The organism is Niallia circulans (assembly GCF_007273535.1).
Classification (GTDB): domain Bacteria; phylum Bacillota; class Bacilli; order Bacillales; family Cytobacillaceae; genus Niallia; species Niallia circulans_B.
Genome location: NZ_CM017506.1, coordinates 1 through 16,855 on the forward strand (window position 1 = coordinate 1; position 16,855 = coordinate 16,855).

Here is a 16,855-nt window from a genome sequence, read left to right on the forward strand (position 1 = left end):
CACAATAAATACGACTAACCCACCCGGGAATACAGTATTATAATCATTCATAACTCAAAGCAAGTACTTTTCAAATCTTTGAACCAATTTTCAGTTTAAAGTTCGGACATTTAGCCAAAAAAACACCCCGAAGTTAAATTTTAACTCTAAATTTCGGGGTGTAACACTATGAGAAAAAGGTTTTATTATCAATTCATTTTATCTACTTGATATGTTGGGATCTAATATAAACCTTTTGTTATTTTAGTTAATTTAGAATTAATGGAGAAAATCTTTGCGTTTATATCATTTACTCCTAAATCAACTAATCGTTTAGTATGCATTTCTAAATAGTTAGCAGCGTTTTCTTTTGTTTGAAAGCAATAGATGCCTCCAGCTTCACTTGTTTCCTGATTCTCCGTCCAAATCTTCCAAAGAAATCCTTCTTCTTTGTTAATGCTTTCCGCCAGACCGGAAAAAGCCTGGGCCATCTCATCTCCAAAGGGACCTTGCATCTTAAAATCAACCTGTAAAATATATGACATTATATTCTCTCCTAATTAATCTGCTTGTAGAAAATAGGACTCACCTAGTATTTCTTTTTGAATATAGCTTTCAGAAGAAAGTTCCTTTTTAACAAATGATGATAATTCTGCTTGATCAATATCGTACATGACTTCGATTTCTTTCGAGAATAATACCTTTTCTTCCTTCAATAGGTCAGAAAGTTTAGGTTGAACCTTAGGTTGAATATTTTCTTGATCGAGTGCTTGTTTTAAACCGTCTATATAATATTCTAGTTGACGTGCTCCAACAATCTTGACACCTTTATTTTCTTGATTAACCATGATAATAGTAGGGAATCCTCTTACACCCAAACTAGCAGCTAGTCTGAAGTCTTCTTTAAGGAGATTTCGTCCAGTTTCTTTTTGTGCTTCCTCCACAATGGATGCACCATCAAGTCCTAACTTATTCACTATATCAATGAGGACAGCTTGATCCCCTATATTCAGATTGAAAGCAAATACGGATTCCCTCGCACGACGTAAAAATGCATTTGCTAAGGATTTATCTCTTTGTTGTAAAACCTTATATACTCTAGATGGTGGGAAAGAAGATTGAATAGGGTTGTCCACCCAAAGAGATCCATCTATTGGCATTCGGCTGTGTACACCCACTTCTTTCCAATGTTCTGCAACGTCGGAAGGTTTAGAAATACCATTTGCAGCATCACCAAAGTCTTCCCATTTCTCTAATAGTCCTCCCATAACAGTATGGAAATTAAAGTAGTGACCATATTGAGATATGAAACGGCGAAGTGTAGGTTCAAGTGCCCAACAATGAGAGCAAATAGGATCTGTTACGTAATATAAATCAATATTTTTATTGGAATGATTTAAATCAATTACTTCCATATCATCATTACCAGGTACACCACAAATTCCTGTTTCTAAATCACAAGCCATAGGATTTTTGTCCATAAGACCTTATTCACTCCTTTACTTTCTAATTGTTTTTAAAGCAGAAGACCATGATACAACTTGGTCTAACATAGTTTGTACAGTTTGTTGATGAAAGTCTCCAGGTGTAAACTTATTCATGTTTTCAAAATCAGTAAAAATACTCAAAGCTGGTTGCGTTGATACTGTAGCCACTTGAGGAACTGATAGTACTAATCTAAGTTGATTTGCTGCTGTAGTACCGCCAGCTGATCCATAACTTACAATTCCTGCAGCTTTATTATGGAATTCAGCACTTAGATAATCGATTGCATTTTTTAAAGCAGAAGTGATATTACGGTTGTACTCTGGTGTTACAAAAACAAAACCATCTAATTCATTTATCTTCTTAGACCATGGTTTTGCTTCTGGTGTTTGATAATCATTTGTGAAAGCAGCAGGGACTGGTTCATTATAAAGTGGCAGGTTGAAATCTTTAATGTCTACAATTTCAAAAGTAGCATCTGTTCTTTGGTCTGCCAACCCTTTAACCCATTCAGCTACTTGATCTCCAACTCTTACTTCTCTTGTACTTCCAGTTATAATTCCAATGTTTAACATTTTATATCTCTCCTTCAAAGTTAGTTTGTAAAGTTGATTACGACATTATCTTAGTACATAATAAATAACAACAATACCAATAGATGTTGTCATTTATCGTATATACGACATATTCAATTATTTGTCTAAAAAAGGAGGAGATTAAAATGACGGAAGTAAAAAAAGATTTGCGATATATTCGCACTCGTAAATCAATTATGGATGCATTTATGATGATATCAGAGAAAAAAGACTTCAAGGATATTACCGTCAAAGATATTACAACAGAGGCTATGATTAACAGAGCAACGTTTTATTATCATTTTGTAGATAAATATGATTTATTAGAGAAGGTCTTGTCTGAAGTATTCCTAATTAACTTAAATGATGAATTAATAAAGGATTATGAACTAAAAGAAGAAGTAATAGTGAACATATTTTTAGCTATAACTAGCTTCCATTGTTCTTTATCAAGTCGTTGCCATAATGGATATGAAGACACGATAGCACGAATAATCAAGGAACAACTAGAGATTATCTTTTATAAAATGTTACAAAGGCAAAGTGAGAGAGAAGAAAAAAATAGAGTTGCTTCAGTTATGTTGAGTTGGGGAATATATGGAGCTGCTATTGATTGGAATAAAAATAGTGAATTACCACCGGAAGAGTATATTAAATTGGTTATTCCTAATTTATCTAGAGGGTTTTATATGTAAAGTAATAAGTAATCGATTTGACATTTAGCATAAAATAAATCAATATATATATGCTATGGCATTTATATCGGTATAAATGTTATGTTTAGTGTAACGAAAAATAGGAGGGAGTAAAGGTGACGAATAGTTTAACTGTTATTTAAAGCTAAAAAAAGTGAGTATCTACAAAATATATGCTGTAGCATGTATTTATTCTATAGAAGAAAGATGTGATTACTATTTCTATTTTAGTAAACGTTGTTCAAGTATTATTATTTTTATTTTTTATAATGACCGGAACCAAAATAATTTCCGGAAAAATGGCTGAAGAATTTAAGCGGTTTGGTTTTCCATCTATTTTTAATTTTCTTACTGGTGCTTTTGAAATAATAGGTGCTCTTGGTATGTTAATTGGTATTTGGGTTCCTTACGTTGCTGTATTTGCAGGATTACTATTAGGGGGAACTATGTTTGTTGCAGCACTTACTTTATTAGTAATAGTAAAAGACCCATTTAAAAAGTCAGTTCCAGCAATAATTTTAATGATTTTAAGTATAGCTGTAAGTTCATTTTATATTTTTTAATAATTCATGGTGAGAAGGTGCTATGGTGAAAACGGAGCAACAGTATTTCGAAGAAGGATTATCTATTCAACAGTATATGAATGATATGAGTACATTAAAGGCCGAAAGTTTTTCGATATATGAGCGTTTTACATTACCAGCTGATGGATTTTCTACTGAGCTGGAGAAACATCAACTTCAATTTTTAGTCATAACAGAAGATTGGTGTGGCGATGCAATGGTGATAAATCCAATTATTCGTAAGATAGCAGAAGAATCAAACCATGAGATGAAAGTTGTATCAAGAGATAAAGATACAGATTTAATTGATCGTCATTTAACAAATAATGGTCGTGCTATACCAATCGTTTTGTTTTTAAATACACAAGGTGAACTAATAGGAAGATGGGGACCACGGGCTCCAGAGGTTCAAGCAATTGTGGATGGTATAAGAGAAGGAAACCTTTCTGAAGAAGAACAAAGAGAAGCTATAATGGATTTAAGGAAACGATATACTAAAGACGAGAAAATTTGGTTTTATATTTACAATAGTTTTAAAGAGGCGTTACTTAATATTATAAAACTTGAAAAAGGGTGAAAATATTGCGTCAAGGGAGTTAAGGATGGAAAGACTAGACCCTCGTGTACAAAGGACTAGACAGTTAATTGTTGATGCATTCTTTAATCTTTCAAAGGATAAAAATATTGATGGAATATCGGTTAAGGATATAACGGTTACTGCGAACATTAACCGTTCTACATTTTATAGCCATTTTGGTGATAAACAAGATCTTATAAGCTATATAAGTAAAGAAATTTTGATAAAAGGACAGTTTAAAGATATAAAGAAACAAGATTCTATTGATGAAGAGACTTTAATATTAGCAGTACAGGCTATTAGTAATCTAAGAACAAGAATTTTTCAATTATTAGGAGATAATCTCAATATATTTAAAACCTATTGCGAACCAGATATTAAACAGGAATTAACCGATGCTTTATATTGTCTATTAGTAAAAAAGCATGGGGAAAAGCCAAGCTGTTTTATAGAAGCAACGTTTTTAAGCTGGGGAATTTACGGAGTAGCAGATGTTTGTTTCGTATCACCAGCATCATGCAATGTTCCTATTAGTAGTTTAATTAGCAACATTCTGGATAATAAATTTATATCATTATAAGAAGAGCTGCAATTAGCAGCTTTTTCTTTTGGAAAAATATATATTAATTTGTTGACAAAACATAGTTGTATGGTACCCTACATACATGCGATAGCATTTAGTTCAATAAAATTTTGGTGTTTTATTGTTAATATAATTTTATAGAGGTGGAATATGGAGTTACATGATTTAATTGGCTATCTTGTTCATCGAACAGATGTAAAGATGACTAATTATTTTACCAAGAGATTAAAGCCCTTCGAAGTTACTCCGGAGCAATGGGGAATCATTAGTGTGCTTAGTAAACATGAAGGGACAACACAAAAAGAATTGGCAGCAGCTATTGATAAAGATCAGACCACAGTAGCAAGAATGATACAGTCAATGGAGAAAAAAGAAATTGTACAAAAAAAACACAATACTCAAGATAAACGTTCTCAAAACCTTTTCTTAACTGAAAAGGGACATGAGATAAAAAACAAAATATTACCAGTAGTTATTGATGCTCATAAGTCTGTAACGAATAATTTAAGTGATAAAGAAATACAAAATCTAAAAGAGTTACTAAATAAATTATGGGACACCAGATATTAGTCACTCTTATAAAAAAAATCTCTAACCTTTGGTTAGAGATATTTGCGAAACTTTACTTTGTATCAAAAGGAAATAACACGGAAGCCCATTAAGATAACAACAATTAATAAGGCACTACCACTATAAAAAGCGTACAAATTGTTTTTCCCTTTTTTGGCCCTCACACAGCTAATTTCCATTAATGCTACCATTATAACTGCGATTATTCCCTTAATTACATAGAAAGTTACGTAGTCATATGCTATAACCAATCCGGCTCCTGAAAAAAGCATGATAACATAAAACAATCTAAGTATCATATGCATAATAGTTGCTAGTCTGTTTTTTGTTTTAATATATAGAAAGTATGTTACAAAAAACAGAATGAAAAGTAATGCCCAAGAACCTTGATGCATTCCACTAAAAATATTCACATTGTTTTGGAAGAAATTCATTTTTCAACTCCTTTCTAAGATACCTTTTCTTATTAAACGCTATTAAATTCTAAGCATAATAGTATACATGCTATAGCATATATACTATTATTAATAATATCGGCTGTCAAGATTTGATAATAATGTAATGTAGATAAGATATTACAGTGACCTTGAAGCAGATAGAAGTAATGGATGGAAACTAAGTATTTATATTATAAAATAATTGTATAACGATAATTGGAGTTGGTTTGAAAAAATGAATATCGAGATAAGTGAAAAGGCATTGCAATGGTTTGTAGAAGAAGTAGGTTTAGAGGAGGGGAATAAAGTAAGGTTTTTTACCCAAATTTACGGAACAAGTCCTATTCAAGAAGGTTATGCACTAGCCTTTACAATTGATAACAGTCCTAGAGATGTTACTGTGTATACAGTAGCAGGTGAAATAACGTTTTTTGTAGAAGAAGCAGATCTATGGTTTTTCAATGGTCACAATTTATATGTCGATTATAATGCGGATAAAGATGAATTGGAATATAAGTATCTAAGACCTTAAAAAACAAAGAAATTAATGTAGTTGAAAACTTTTCAGTAACCAATGCTTAGGGAAATATTTTTCTTGTTCAGTGTTACCTTATCAAAAGTTGTATTGCTCTATGTATGCTATAGCATGTAATTAGGGTATTAGAAAGGAGAGAAATCCCTTGGAGAGTATCCATCTAGATGACTATAAAACCACCTTATTGTTGAGTAAGCTTAGCAACCAATTGTCTTTGAAATTTTCAAGAGTTAGTAGTTTTAATTTCACAAAATTTGAGTTGCTTTTTAAATTACTTGATAATAGATTCCATACTCAAACAAACTTGCAAAAAATAGTCAAAATTGATAATGCAGCTATTACTAGACATTTAAAAGTATTGGAGGATGAGGAATATATTATTAGAGAGCGAAATCCGTTAAATAATAGAGAAATGATGGTTAGAATTACTCCAAAAGGTAAAAAGGCAACTTTGCAGTGCAAAAAGAAAATAAATGAATTTAACAAAAAATTGTTTAGCAATTTTAATGAAGAAGATATTGAAAATTTACTAGTTCTTCTTGAGAAGATGAAATTAAATTTGGAGGACATATAAGTAGGTGAGGAAAGATTAGCATATAGAATTCTGTTCAGGATTACCTATGAAATAAAGATTGTTTAAAGGTACAGAAAGTTTCTCAAAAGCGATACTATTTAAGTAAGGAGATGGTAAAATACATGGATTTATTATTTAATGTTTCAGCATTTCTGGCTGTTGTAACAACTGGAATTGTTACTGGAACTGTATTTGCATACGGCAACTCGGTAATGCCTGGCTTAAAGCAAACGGATGATCGTACTTTTGTTCTTGCCGTTAGAAAACTTAACTCCTCTGTTGATAATATAGTTTTTCTCCTAATTTCCAACTTTGCTCTTATAGCACAAATTATTTTAGTTATTGTTGTTTATGTTAATCAATTAGCAGGAACAATTTTTTATGTATTGGCTTTAATTGGTTATATATCTACCTTGTTGATAACTTTTTTAGGCAACTTACCACTCAATAAAGCAATTATATCTGCAGAATTACCTACGGATGAACTTGGCTGGATTAAACTTAGAAGTTCTTTCGAATCTCGTTGGACTTCCTTAAATAACCTTCGCACGCTTACATGTTTATTAAGCGTTACAGGGTTATTAATAGCTATATTTATTGGATAATTGGATATTAAAATTTTTAGATTAATGATAGAAATGAAATGTAAAAATAAAAATATATTATTAAAAAGAGGATAATTTAATGAAGATAAGAACATTAAATTTTTTTAGAGTAGTTAGTTTTATTGGTGGAACTTCATTATTGGTTTTATTGTTTATTGCAATGCCATTGAAATATTTAGCAAACATTCCCCAACCAGTTCAATATGTTGGCGTATTTCATGGTATATTTTTTGTTTGTTATATCTTGGTAGTGATTTGGACAACTTATATAGTAAAGTGGTCAATATGGTGGTTTTTAATATCTATAGTAGTTACATTTATTCCGTTTGGAAATTACATTTTAGATCTATATCTCAAAAAGCATATTCATAAAGAGAAGTTCGTATAACCTAAAAAAACAATTAGGAAATATGAAACTTGGTTGAAAATTGACAATTTACAATTATATCATCAATATATATGTTATAGCATATATATATTGATGATTTTCTTATTTTTAAGGTATATGAATTTATAACAATCTAACTGGAATTGCACATTCCTATTTAAAGAGGTTACTTAGAAATTAATTTAGTAGTAAATAATTTTATAATTTGCATGCTATGGCATGAAAATTTCTCAGTATAGTCTTTTTAATACTTATTAAGGAGTGGAAAATGAATGATGAATGGAAAAGTAACGATCATAACAGGAGCAAGTCGAGGAATTGGAGCTGAAACTGCAAGGTTATTGGCTAAATATGGAGCAAAAGTAGTTATAAACTATGCCAGTAATAAGAAGGCAGCACAGAAAGTTGTAGAATCCATTACTTCAAAAGGTGGTGAAGCTATAGCAATAAAAGCAGATGTCAGAAGTTATGATCAAATGCAATCTCTAGTAAATGAAACTCTTTTAAAATTCGGAAAAATAGATGTGCTAGTGAACAATGCAGCAATTGGGTTTGCTATGAAACCTTTATCGGAAATGGATTGGGATGATTTTAAACCTAAGCTAGAAGGAGAAATTAAGGCAGCTTTTATTGCAACAAAGTCAGTTCTACCATTTATGAAAGAACAAAGGTATGGAAAGTTAGTGTATATCTCTAGTAGCTTAAGTCATCAACCTATGCCTAACTTTATTGCTCATGGAGTAGCAAAAGGAGCACTTAATTCTTTTGTGAAATATTTAGCTCAGGAGTTAGGACCTTATAATATTACTGCGAATACAGTAGCACCTTCTATGGTGAAAACAGAAGCTACTAAACATATTCAGGTAGAAGAAATTGAGAAGGTTTCGGAATTTACTCCATTAGGTAGAATCGCTAAGGCTGAAGACGTTGCAAGCGCCGTATTGTTTTTTGTAAGTGATCAAAGTGCTTTCATTACAGGAACTTATGCTCCCGTATCTGGAGGCATGGAAATGAATAATTAAAAATTTCAATATGAAATAAATAAGATAGAAGAGGAGTTGATTTTAATGAAAAAATTGTTATTAGCATTTGATAGAGAACTTATAGTAGCAGAAAGAAAAGGATCAACATGGAAGATAAGTAACCAGTTTAAAGGTGCTAATCCAATTACATTAGCGTGTGATCCAAATAATCCGGCTCGACTTTATTGTGGAACTTTTGACAGAGGGTTATGGAGGAGCTTAGATGGAGGTAGCTCATGGGAAGCGATAGGTACATTATATTCGTTTGGTGATTCGTATTCACTTCATGCTAGTAAAATGAGTTCAGTAACGGCTGTCGCTGTATCTTCCTTAAATGGCGAAGACGGTAACGGAATAGTATACGTAGGCACTGAACCAAGCGCTATGTTTATATCAAAAGATGGAGGAGACCATTTTGAGCTGCTAAAGGACTATCGTCAAATCCCTTCTTATCCATCTTGGTTCTTCCCCCAAAGAACCGATACTCACCATGTTAAACATATTGAAATTGATGCTTCTAATCCACAAACTATCTATACAACAATTGAAGTAGGGGGACTAATCAAGAGTATTGATGGTGGTATTACTTGGACCGAAGAGAAAGAAGAAGATTATCCCCAGGATATACATGTAATTAAGTCGCATCTAAAAAATCCTAATCGTTTATATGCAGTTTTGGGTGATTCGTTCTTGAAAGAAGAAGGTCATGAGTATGCAGAAAGTAAAGATGGAGGTAAGACATGGCACTATATTACTGAGGGTCTAACACATCATTATGCTTATCAAATGGCGGTGAATCCGGCTGATTCGGATAATATTATTATTGCTACGTCTTCAAATCCCTTTGCTGCACATGAGTATGAAAACGGGAATTGCGAATCATTTATTTATAGAAAAGAAAAAAATCAACCCTGGAAAATTAGCACTACTGGATTACCTGATTCTAAAGGAACGTTAATACCTGTAATGAAGGTTTCAAAAGAAGGGGATTTTTATCTATTTAGTAATAAAGGTGTATTTATTTCTGTGGATGGCGGTTTAAATTGGAATTCTCTTGAAATTCCTTGGCAACAAAGTTTTATAACACAACACCCTTACGACATGCTTGTGATTGAGTAAATAGATATATATAGGAATTCTTTTGTATTACTTTAAGAAAGACATAAATGATTTTAAAAAATTTATTATCTCACAATCCTGAAGGAACGCAAATTGAATTAGAAGTAAGTAAAGGAGATATGTCTGAAATAAAGATTAAAGATAATGGGATTGGAATGGATGAAGAGGTGATATCAAGAATATTTGATCGCTATTATCGGGGAACTTCTACTGGTACGCTTAGTGGTGGCGCCGGTCTTGGTATGGCTATCGTAAAACAAATAATTAAGGGCCATTGAGGAGGAGTTGAAGTTAAAAGCCAAGTGGGACAGGGCACACAAATAACATTAACTCTACCGAGCTCACGAGAAAATATTATCTAGTCTGATATCCTAAGCTTTCAAATAAAGAACCTGACGTTTGAGACAAAACAGGTTCTTTCTTCTTGTTGTTATTATTTAAAACTTTCTCTAATCAGTTTTCCAATTTCCTTATAATGTGTTTCTAATGCAAAATGTCCGCTATCAACTAAGTGTACTACAGCATTTTTAACGTCTTTTTTGAATGCTTCTGCTCCAGGGTATATGAAAGAAGGGTCATTCTTCCCCCAAACAGCTAAGAGTTTTGGTTGATTTTCTCTAAGGTATCTTTGGAAATCTGGATACATTTTAACATTATTTTGGTAATCGTAAATCAAATCTAGTTGTTTATTTGCATAATCTTCATTATGAGTATAGGCAATATCAAGCGTATAGCCATCTGGAGATACACTACCTTCTTTAGTTCCTTCTGTGTACTGTCCTATAATGGTTTCTCTAGAAAACGCTGTTCGATAACTGTCACGTTTTTCATTTGTAGGGTTCTTCCAAAAATCTTTTCTTGTTTCCCATTTTGGCCCAAGCCCTTCTTCATATATATTTCCATTCTGACTAACGATTCCTAATATTTTCTCTGGTTTTCGTAATGCCATTCTGAAACCAATAGGTGCTCCATAATCAAATACAAACATATAATATTGATTGATTTCTAATACTTCTAAGAATGATTCTATGATTGTTGAGATGTTATGAAAAGTGTATTCAAACTGTTCTCTGGATGGGGAAGAACTATTACCAAAGCCAGGATAGTCTGGTGCTATGATATGAAAATGATGTTCTAATTCAGGTATTAAATCCCTGAACATGTGGCTAGCGGAAGGAAAGCCATGTAGTAATAATAATGTTGGATTATTTTTATCTCCAGCTTCTCTATAGAAAATTTGTTCATTATTAACTTTGATTTTGAAGTATTTTGTCATAATGCTCCTCCTATATTAATGTTTTTAAATTTCCGAATTAGTTTTTCAGAAAATATCCAAATTTATTTAAATTTTTGCACCTTTCTTCCTTTTAAATCTGCTTGTCTGAGAAAATAACTTTGTCTTTGAAAAGGAATAAATGGTTAATGCTGTCCAAATGAAAAGTAAAGATAATAAATGGGCTGATGTAAATGATTCATGGTAAATAAAAACACCTAAAATCAGTGCAATTGTAGGTGATAAGTACTGAATAAATCCGAGCATGGACAGAGGGAGTCTTTGGGCACCCTTAGTGAAAAAGAGCAACGGTACTGCTGTGAAAATACCTGAAAGAATTATTAGTATATCTAAACCTGGTGAAACGGCAAGAAAAACATGGTCTTCATTTATAAATAAGTAAACAAGATAAATTAAAGCGAATGGTGTTATAAATAGAGTTTCTAAAGTAAGACCAACCCCAGCTTCAAGGGGAATAAGCTTTTTAGCCAACCCATACAAGCCAAAGGTGAGTGCCAAAGATAATGCAATCCAAGGAATGTTTCCATGAGAAATGGTCAAAATAAGTACACCAATAGTTGCTAACCCTACAGAAATACATTGCATTTTCGTTAATTTTTCCTTCAGAGCTATCATGCCAAGCAAGACGCTTACTAAAGGGTTAATATAATAGCCAATGCTAGTTTCAATAATTTGTCCTGCATTAACTGCCCAGATATAGATAAACCAATTACAGCTTACTAGCAATGATGCAAGAAACAACATAAATCCTTGTTTTTTATTTGCCCTAAAGCTACGAAGCAACGTAGTAATCTCTTTCCATTTTTTTGTTACTAGCATTAGGAATACCATAAATACAAAAGACCATAGCACTCGATTAGCTAGAATTTCAACTGCACCTAATCCTTGCAGGAGTTTCCAATATATTGGAAGTAGACCCCAAAACAAATAAGATAAAGCAGCATATAGAACTCCTGTTTTAATTTGGTTATCCTTCATCATTATACCTACTTTCAATTGTCATTTATCACTACAGTATGGCTTCCAACTTCTAAAATTACATACTTTTTTCTCGCTAAAAGGACATATAGTTTTGAAAAATTAGAATTTTTGTACTAAAATGACTCCAATAACAACTAACACAGCTCCTAATATTCTAGGAAAACTTAATGTTTGAGTTGTTGCACCTATAAGACCTAAGTGATCTATTAGAATAGATATTATAATTTGTCCAACTAATACATACCCCACTGTTGCGGCTGCACCTATTCTAGGCATAAGTATTGTAGTAGCAAGTACGTAGAAAGCACCAAGTATTCCTCCTGTCCACATCCACCAAGGAGCATTCAACCAATCTTTTTTAATGTGTATTCCACTACTAAATAGGGAAATCACTAATAAAGATATAGCACCTACTGTAAAAGAAATCCCTGAAGCTATAATAGGAGATCCTACTATGGTTTTTAATTGTGCATTCACATTAAACTGGGTTGGAAGAGCCATTCCAGCTAGTATCGCAAATAAAATTAAAACAAATGCCATTAAAAATCCTCCAATATTAGTGTTTACTTTAAACTAGAAGTTATATCTTTTACGTCTTTTATAATATTTTGAAATAGTGATTTTACAGTATGTCTTTTTGCTAGTCTTGGACTTTGGCCTGACCAAAGCGACATATAGTGTTTATTATTTTGAAGGGATGAAGCCTTTCTTATTAATTGGGTTAAACTATTTTGGACAGGATATACGGGGAACATGTTTTCATGGGCACGCATATCCAAAATAAATTTATTCCTAATTCCTCTTGACCATTTGCCGGAAAAAGAGCGAGTTAAAACTGTTTGATTTTCAGTAGAGTTAAGAATGGCATTTTTATGTACATCATGAGCTCCACTTTCATCACATGTTAAAAAGGCGGTACCCATTTGAACACCAACAGCTCCTAAGCAAAGGGACGCCATTAAACCTCTGCCATCCATAATTCCTCCTGCAGCTACTACAGGTTTGGAAACAGTATCGGCTACTTGGGGAACAAGCGACATGAGGCCAATTAAACTATCTTCCGACTCATCGATGAAGCTCCCCCTATGCCCGCCTGCTTCTGCACCTTGTGCGACAATGATGTCTATACCTGATTTTTCTACTTCCATTGCTTCTTCTGCTGTTGTAGCCGTGCCGATTACAATAATATTCGCATTTTGTAAGCTAGCGACTATTTCCTTGGAGGGGATACCAAAAGTAAAAGAACATACCGGGATATTCTTGTCTATAATAATTTTTATTTGTTCATTAAATTTTTCATACTCTTCAAGAAAGTTAGGAAGCACTAAATCTTCTGTATATGTAACATTTAACTCTTTATTTATTGCATCTAAAATTTGGTTAACTGAATTAACATCCTGAGTGTTAACCTCAAATTTTTGTGGTACAAAGAGATTGACACCAAATGGCTTTGAAGTCAAACTTCTTATTTCATCTATTTGATTTTTTAATTGGTATGGGGTTAAATAACCAGCACCAATCATTCCTAAAGCACCTGTCTCAGATACTTCTGCTACAAGCTTTGATGTTGTTATTCCACCAGCCATAGGTGCCTGTATGATTGGATACTTAATATTTAAAAGATCTGCAAGGACATTTTTTTTCATTTGAACACCTCGTAATTATTTTTATTTACTAAAAAAATTACTCTCGCTTACTTCTCTTTTACTTTCAAACTTAATACCTGTTAAAAGAAAAAGAGCACCAATAAAAATCACACAGGAGGCTCCAATTAAAGCAGCATCAAAGCTATGCGTGTGAGAGGATATAATACCTGCCAGACTTGGTCCTATCAGTTGCCCACCAGCATATATCGCAGTTAAACTACCTATTGTTTTGGCGCTTATACTTGGATTGATTTTCTGAGCTAATGTTGTGACTAGTGATGTAATTCCCATAAATGTTGCTCCGAACAATAATGCGCTTGTAACAAAACTGACTTCGGATATATAAAGTACAGGCAAAACCACTCCAATTGATTGTAAAACCATCGCAAGTATTAAAGATTTAACAAAGCCGGATTTTTGGGCTAATAATGTCCAAAGAAAACAAGAAGGAATGGCAGCCAATCCAACAATCATCCACACTATAGTAGCGTTATTTTCAAATGATGGAGTTTCTTGTGCAATAGAAACGATAAAAGTGCCTGTAACTATATATCCTAATCCTTCTAGCCCGTATGCAATCATCAACCAAAACAACCATTTTGTTGGAGGAAAATTAGGGTTAATTTCTTGTTTTTTTATCTTAATCTCTTGTGGGGTTTCTTCAAGCCACATCCATACAAAAATAAATAGAATAAGACTAACTACAGCAAGTCCCATCCATGTACCCTTCCAAAGAAACATATCATTTAAACTTGGTATGATTAGACTCGATAAATAAATTCCTAATCCTACACCTCCATAAAAAACACCGGACCAATTTGACTTATTTCTACTAGCAAGCCTATCTAGTACTAGACCGGATGCTAAAACTAACACCAGGGCACTGGAAAAACCGGATAAAAAGCGTAGTACTATCCATAAAAGGTTAGAACTGACCAAACCCATCAGTGCTGTAGTAAGAATATTTAATAATAAGCCAATTCTTAAAATAAGTATTCTTCTTTCTTTAAATGATATAGCCCCAGTAAGTATAGCCCCAAATAAATAACCCGCATAATTGCTTGTCGCTAAGTATCCTGCTATAGAATCTGAAAAAGATAAATAATGTTGCATTAAAGGAAGAATAGGTGTATATGCAAATCTGCCGAACCCCATTGCAATGATTAAAGAAAAGATTCCTCCAAATAAAAAAAGAATCAATTGCTTATTCACTATTTCACCTCCATTGATCTATTTCCTTTTAATCATATTCTTTTTTTGATATATTGAATAATATATATATGCGATATCTGATATCAATTAAATTGATATCAGATATTGAAGGAGAAAATGAAATTATGGACTTACGTACACTGAAAATTTTTCAAACAATCGCAAAACAAGGAAGCCTTTCAAATGCTGCAAGAGAACTAAATTACGCACAATCAAATATAACAATGAAAATACAACAGTTAGAAGAAGAATTACAAGTAACTCTTTTTAACAGACATAATCGTGGAGTTTCTTTAACTTCAAAAGGGGAGAGATTATTAATATACACAGAAAAAATTTTCCAACTTATGGAGGAAACAATAAATGATATTAGTGACAAGAAGGAACCACATGGTTCTTTAACTGTTGGATCCATGGAAACAACTGCAGGTGTGCGGTTACCTGCCATCCTAGCAGAGTACCTTAAGAGTTATCCTAAAATAGATGTAAATTTAAGGACTGGAACAACCGAGGCAAATATACGGGGAGTTCTTAATTATGAGTTAGACGGAGCTTTTGTTGCAGGTCCAATAAACCACAAAGATCTTCTAAGTAAAAAGGCATTTGAAGAGAAATTAGTTTTGATTACCGACATTTCACAACGTTCGATAGAGCATATAGAAGACATCCAAAATAAAGCCTTATTAGTTTTTCATTCGGGGTGTTCTTACCGGAGTAAATTTGAAGAGTGGTTTCAAAAAGAAAATAGGAGACTTCCGAACAAGTTGATGGAATTCGGGACATTAGATGGAATTATTGGTTGCGTTGCGGCTGGAATAGGTGTTAGTTTATTGCCGCAAAGTGTAATTTCCAAGCAAGTAGAAAAAGGAAAAGTAAGAACACATTACATTCCTGAAAAGTATGCTAAAGTGGACACATTTTTTATCTATAGAAAAGATAAATATCTAACTGGAGCATTAAAGCAGTTCCTCCATGTATTAAATGGGGTGACAGATGAAGTAGATTAGTTATCATTTTAAAATATAACATCTATTTAAATTCTTGATTTTACAGCTACTATCTAATTGAGTATGCTGTCTTTTATAAGATAGTTTTTGGTATCAGTAAAAAATGAAATAAAAGTATTAGAGGAGTAGAGCAATGAAGATAGGTTTTTTTGATTCTGGAATTGGTGGAATTACTGTCCTTCACCAAGCTTTAAAGTTACTTCCTAATGAGGAATATCTCTTTTATGCGGATACCTCAAATGTTCCCTATGGAGAAAAGACAAAAGAGGAAGTGAAAAAATACATTTTTCAAGTAGTTGAATTTTTAGCTAATCAAGGAATAGAGGCACTTGTAATTGCATGCAATACTGCTACAAGTATTGCTGCTAATGATTTAAGAAGAACATATAATTTTCCTATATTAGGTATTGAACCTGCTGTAAAACCAGCTGTTCAGAATAGTAAGGGGAATGCTAAAAAGGTACTAGTAATGGCTACAAATTTAACACTACAAGAAGAAAAATTTCATAGCCTTGTTCAAAGTGTAGACAAAAACGATGTTGTAGATTTTATTGCTTTGCCAGGCTTAGTAGAGCTTGCTGAAAAGTTTAAGTTTGATGATGAAACAGTGATCCCTTATTTAGAAGACGCATTATATCCCTTAAATTTATATGATTATGGAACGGTTGTTCTTGGGTGTACACACTTCCCATATTTTACGAATAGCATTAAGAATATCTTGCCAAAAGGTGTAGACATTATATCAGGCAGCGTTGGAACTGCAAAGAATTTGGATAGAATTCTTAAATCTAGAGATCAAAATAATCAATCGAAATTAGATATTAAATTTTTTAAATCAGGTAATCTAATAACAGATAAAGAAACTTTAGATAAGTATTGGAAGTTGTTTGAAAAACTAGACGAGCTTAAATTGTGAACTTTAACATAACAAGGAGCTTCCTAAAAGGGTAGCTCCTTGTTATGTTACTTTCTTAAAACATTTATTTAGTGAAGTAAGATTAGGTACAA

23 protein-coding genes are annotated in these 16,855 nt (G+C 32.6%); 14 read left to right on the plus strand and 9 right to left on the minus strand.

From position 1 onward, the window contains the following. Positions 1 to 221: 221 nt before the first annotated feature. The 3 genes from CEQ21_RS00470 to CEQ21_RS00480 are packed head-to-tail and all read right to left on the minus strand — an operon-like array spanning position 222 to position 2,039. On the minus strand, positions 222 to 524 hold the full coding sequence (locus CEQ21_RS00470) for a monooxygenase (RefSeq protein ID WP_185762711.1): 303 nt from the start codon (positions 522 to 524) through the stop codon (positions 222 to 224). Between the two features lie 15 nt (positions 525 to 539). Further along, the gene (locus CEQ21_RS00475; protein WP_185762793.1) at positions 540 to 1,460 is read right to left on the minus strand and encodes a DsbA family oxidoreductase; all 921 of its coding nucleotides are present in this window, start codon (positions 1,458 to 1,460) and stop codon (positions 540 to 542) included. 18 nt (positions 1,461 to 1,478) lie between these two features. Continuing rightward, a complete protein-coding gene (locus CEQ21_RS00480) occupies positions 1,479 to 2,039 on the minus strand; it encodes an NADPH-dependent FMN reductase (protein ID WP_185762794.1) in 561 nt (186 codons plus the stop codon). A gap of 146 nt (positions 2,040 to 2,185) precedes the next feature. Between CEQ21_RS00480 and CEQ21_RS00485 the strand changes: the two genes are divergently transcribed. The 5 genes from CEQ21_RS00485 to CEQ21_RS00505 all read left to right on the plus strand — a co-directional run bounded on the left by CEQ21_RS00485 (position 2,186) and on the right by CEQ21_RS00505 (position 5,027). After that, the gene (locus CEQ21_RS00485) at positions 2,186 to 2,734 is read left to right on the plus strand and encodes a TetR/AcrR family transcriptional regulator (protein WP_185762795.1); all 549 of its coding nucleotides are present in this window, start codon (positions 2,186 to 2,188) and stop codon (positions 2,732 to 2,734) included. A 212-nt stretch (positions 2,735 to 2,946) separates the two neighbouring features. Then, positions 2,947 to 3,297 carry a DoxX family protein gene (locus tag CEQ21_RS00490; protein WP_185762846.1) on the plus strand — a complete coding sequence of 117 codons (351 nt, stop codon included), beginning with the start codon at positions 2,947 to 2,949 and terminating at the stop codon, positions 3,295 to 3,297. Between the two features lie 25 nt (positions 3,298 to 3,322). Next, on the plus strand, positions 3,323 to 3,874 hold the full coding sequence (locus tag CEQ21_RS00495) for a thioredoxin family protein (RefSeq protein WP_185762847.1): 552 nt from the start codon (positions 3,323 to 3,325) through the stop codon (positions 3,872 to 3,874). Between the two features lie 25 nt (positions 3,875 to 3,899). After that, the gene (locus tag CEQ21_RS00500; RefSeq protein ID WP_185762796.1) at positions 3,900 to 4,454 is read left to right on the plus strand and encodes a TetR/AcrR family transcriptional regulator; all 555 of its coding nucleotides are present in this window, start codon (positions 3,900 to 3,902) and stop codon (positions 4,452 to 4,454) included. Positions 4,455 to 4,607: 153 nt separating this feature from the next. Next, positions 4,608 to 5,027 (plus strand): MarR family winged helix-turn-helix transcriptional regulator, encoded by a 420-nt coding sequence (locus CEQ21_RS00505; RefSeq protein WP_185762707.1) that lies wholly within the window; start codon positions 4,608 to 4,610, stop codon positions 5,025 to 5,027. A 62-nt stretch (positions 5,028 to 5,089) separates the two neighbouring features. Here the strand turns inward: CEQ21_RS00505 and CEQ21_RS00510 are convergent, their stop codons facing one another. Beyond that, complete coding sequence (locus CEQ21_RS00510) at positions 5,090 to 5,461, minus strand: DUF1516 family protein (RefSeq protein WP_185762797.1); 372 nt, start codon at positions 5,459 to 5,461, stop codon at positions 5,090 to 5,092. Positions 5,462 to 5,699: 238 nt separating this feature from the next. Here CEQ21_RS00510 and CEQ21_RS00515 point away from each other — a divergent pair, with 238 nt between their 5' ends. The 7 genes from CEQ21_RS00515 (at position 5,700) to CEQ21_RS00545 (ending at position 9,985) form a co-directional block, all read left to right on the plus strand. Beyond that, positions 5,700 to 5,996, plus strand: coding sequence for a HesB/YadR/YfhF family protein (locus tag CEQ21_RS00515; protein WP_185762798.1), 297 nt, complete (start codon positions 5,700 to 5,702; stop codon positions 5,994 to 5,996). 148 nt (positions 5,997 to 6,144) lie between these two features. Continuing rightward, on the plus strand, positions 6,145 to 6,573 hold the full coding sequence (locus tag CEQ21_RS00520) for a MarR family winged helix-turn-helix transcriptional regulator (protein WP_185762799.1): 429 nt from the start codon (positions 6,145 to 6,147) through the stop codon (positions 6,571 to 6,573). A 122-nt stretch (positions 6,574 to 6,695) separates the two neighbouring features. Then, positions 6,696 to 7,178 (plus strand): anthrone oxygenase family protein, encoded by a 483-nt coding sequence (locus CEQ21_RS00525; RefSeq protein ID WP_185762800.1) that lies wholly within the window; start codon positions 6,696 to 6,698, stop codon positions 7,176 to 7,178. A gap of 79 nt (positions 7,179 to 7,257) precedes the next feature. Further along, entirely contained in the window at positions 7,258 to 7,566 is a 309-nt protein-coding gene (locus tag CEQ21_RS00530; protein ID WP_185762801.1) for a DUF3817 domain-containing protein, read from the plus strand. Positions 7,567 to 7,838: 272 nt separating this feature from the next. Continuing rightward, entirely contained in the window at positions 7,839 to 8,588 is a 750-nt protein-coding gene (locus CEQ21_RS00535) for an SDR family NAD(P)-dependent oxidoreductase (RefSeq protein ID WP_185762802.1), read from the plus strand. A gap of 45 nt (positions 8,589 to 8,633) precedes the next feature. Next, positions 8,634 to 9,707, plus strand: a complete 1,074-nt coding sequence (locus CEQ21_RS00540; protein ID WP_185762803.1) for a WD40/YVTN/BNR-like repeat-containing protein — start codon at positions 8,634 to 8,636, stop codon at positions 9,705 to 9,707. 47 nt (positions 9,708 to 9,754) lie between these two features. Beyond that, positions 9,755 to 9,985 (plus strand): sensor histidine kinase, encoded by a 231-nt coding sequence (locus CEQ21_RS00545; protein ID WP_185762804.1) that lies wholly within the window; start codon positions 9,755 to 9,757, stop codon positions 9,983 to 9,985. A 155-nt stretch (positions 9,986 to 10,140) separates the two neighbouring features. Here the strand turns inward: CEQ21_RS00545 and CEQ21_RS00550 are convergent, their stop codons facing one another. The 5 genes from CEQ21_RS00550 to CEQ21_RS00570 form a co-directional block, all read right to left on the minus strand. Continuing rightward, entirely contained in the window at positions 10,141 to 10,983 is an 843-nt protein-coding gene (locus CEQ21_RS00550; protein WP_185762805.1) for an alpha/beta fold hydrolase, read from the minus strand. A 66-nt stretch (positions 10,984 to 11,049) separates the two neighbouring features. Next, positions 11,050 to 11,982, minus strand: coding sequence for an EamA family transporter RarD (rarD, locus tag CEQ21_RS00555; RefSeq protein ID WP_328593448.1), 933 nt, complete (start codon positions 11,980 to 11,982; stop codon positions 11,050 to 11,052). Positions 11,983 to 12,081: 99 nt separating this feature from the next. Then, entirely contained in the window at positions 12,082 to 12,522 is a 441-nt protein-coding gene (locus tag CEQ21_RS00560) for a DMT family transporter (protein WP_185762806.1), read from the minus strand. A 23-nt stretch (positions 12,523 to 12,545) separates the two neighbouring features. Beyond that, positions 12,546 to 13,628: an NAD(P)H-dependent flavin oxidoreductase gene (locus tag CEQ21_RS00565; protein WP_185762807.1), complete on the minus strand. Its 1,083-nt coding sequence runs from the start codon at positions 13,626 to 13,628 to the stop codon at positions 12,546 to 12,548. A gap of 21 nt (positions 13,629 to 13,649) precedes the next feature. Next, a complete protein-coding gene (locus tag CEQ21_RS00570; protein WP_185762808.1) occupies positions 13,650 to 14,840 on the minus strand; it encodes a YbfB/YjiJ family MFS transporter in 1,191 nt (396 codons plus the stop codon). A gap of 125 nt (positions 14,841 to 14,965) precedes the next feature. Between CEQ21_RS00570 and CEQ21_RS00575 the strand changes: the two genes are divergently transcribed. Both CEQ21_RS00575 and murI read left to right on the plus strand, forming a co-directional pair. Beyond that, positions 14,966 to 15,847: a LysR family transcriptional regulator gene (locus CEQ21_RS00575; RefSeq protein ID WP_185762809.1), complete on the plus strand. Its 882-nt coding sequence runs from the start codon at positions 14,966 to 14,968 to the stop codon at positions 15,845 to 15,847. A 133-nt stretch (positions 15,848 to 15,980) separates the two neighbouring features. After that, entirely contained in the window at positions 15,981 to 16,763 is a 783-nt protein-coding gene (murI, locus tag CEQ21_RS00580; RefSeq protein ID WP_185762810.1) for a glutamate racemase, read from the plus strand. The last annotated feature ends 92 nt before the right edge of the window (positions 16,764 to 16,855 follow it).

Excerpts from the sequence above, each read along its gene's own strand:
- CEQ21_RS00470 (WP_185762711.1), bottom strand. The coding sequence starts at position 524 with ATGTCATATATTTTACAGGTTGATTTTAAGATGCAAGGTCCCTTTGGA.
- CEQ21_RS00475 (WP_185762793.1), bottom strand. The coding sequence starts at position 1,460 with ATGGACAAAAATCCTATGGCTTGTGATTTAGAAACAGGAATTTGTGGT.
- CEQ21_RS00480 (WP_185762794.1), bottom strand. The coding sequence starts at position 2,039 with ATGTTAAACATTGGAATTATAACTGGAAGTACAAGAGAAGTAAGAGTT.
- CEQ21_RS00485 (WP_185762795.1), top strand. The coding sequence starts at position 2,186 with ATGACGGAAGTAAAAAAAGATTTGCGATATATTCGCACTCGTAAATCA.
- CEQ21_RS00500 (WP_185762796.1), top strand. The coding sequence starts at position 3,900 with ATGGAAAGACTAGACCCTCGTGTACAAAGGACTAGACAGTTAATTGTT.
- CEQ21_RS00505 (WP_185762707.1), top strand. The coding sequence starts at position 4,608 with ATGGAGTTACATGATTTAATTGGCTATCTTGTTCATCGAACAGATGTA.
- CEQ21_RS00510 (WP_185762797.1), bottom strand. The coding sequence starts at position 5,461 with ATGAATTTCTTCCAAAACAATGTGAATATTTTTAGTGGAATGCATCAA.
- CEQ21_RS00515 (WP_185762798.1), top strand. The coding sequence starts at position 5,700 with ATGAATATCGAGATAAGTGAAAAGGCATTGCAATGGTTTGTAGAAGAA.
- CEQ21_RS00525 (WP_185762800.1), top strand. The coding sequence starts at position 6,696 with ATGGATTTATTATTTAATGTTTCAGCATTTCTGGCTGTTGTAACAACT.
- CEQ21_RS00530 (WP_185762801.1), top strand. The coding sequence starts at position 7,258 with ATGAAGATAAGAACATTAAATTTTTTTAGAGTAGTTAGTTTTATTGGT.
- CEQ21_RS00535 (WP_185762802.1), top strand. The coding sequence starts at position 7,839 with ATGATGAATGGAAAAGTAACGATCATAACAGGAGCAAGTCGAGGAATT.
- CEQ21_RS00540 (WP_185762803.1), top strand. The coding sequence starts at position 8,634 with ATGAAAAAATTGTTATTAGCATTTGATAGAGAACTTATAGTAGCAGAA.
- CEQ21_RS00545 (WP_185762804.1), top strand. The coding sequence starts at position 9,755 with ATGATTTTAAAAAATTTATTATCTCACAATCCTGAAGGAACGCAAATT.
- CEQ21_RS00550 (WP_185762805.1), bottom strand. The coding sequence starts at position 10,983 with ATGACAAAATACTTCAAAATCAAAGTTAATAATGAACAAATTTTCTAT.
- rarD (WP_328593448.1), bottom strand. The coding sequence starts at position 11,982 with ATGATGAAGGATAACCAAATTAAAACAGGAGTTCTATATGCTGCTTTA.
- CEQ21_RS00560 (WP_185762806.1), bottom strand. The coding sequence starts at position 12,522 with ATGGCATTTGTTTTAATTTTATTTGCGATACTAGCTGGAATGGCTCTT.
- CEQ21_RS00565 (WP_185762807.1), bottom strand. The coding sequence starts at position 13,628 with ATGAAAAAAAATGTCCTTGCAGATCTTTTAAATATTAAGTATCCAATC.
- CEQ21_RS00575 (WP_185762809.1), top strand. The coding sequence starts at position 14,966 with ATGGACTTACGTACACTGAAAATTTTTCAAACAATCGCAAAACAAGGA.
- murI (WP_185762810.1), top strand. The coding sequence starts at position 15,981 with ATGAAGATAGGTTTTTTTGATTCTGGAATTGGTGGAATTACTGTCCTT.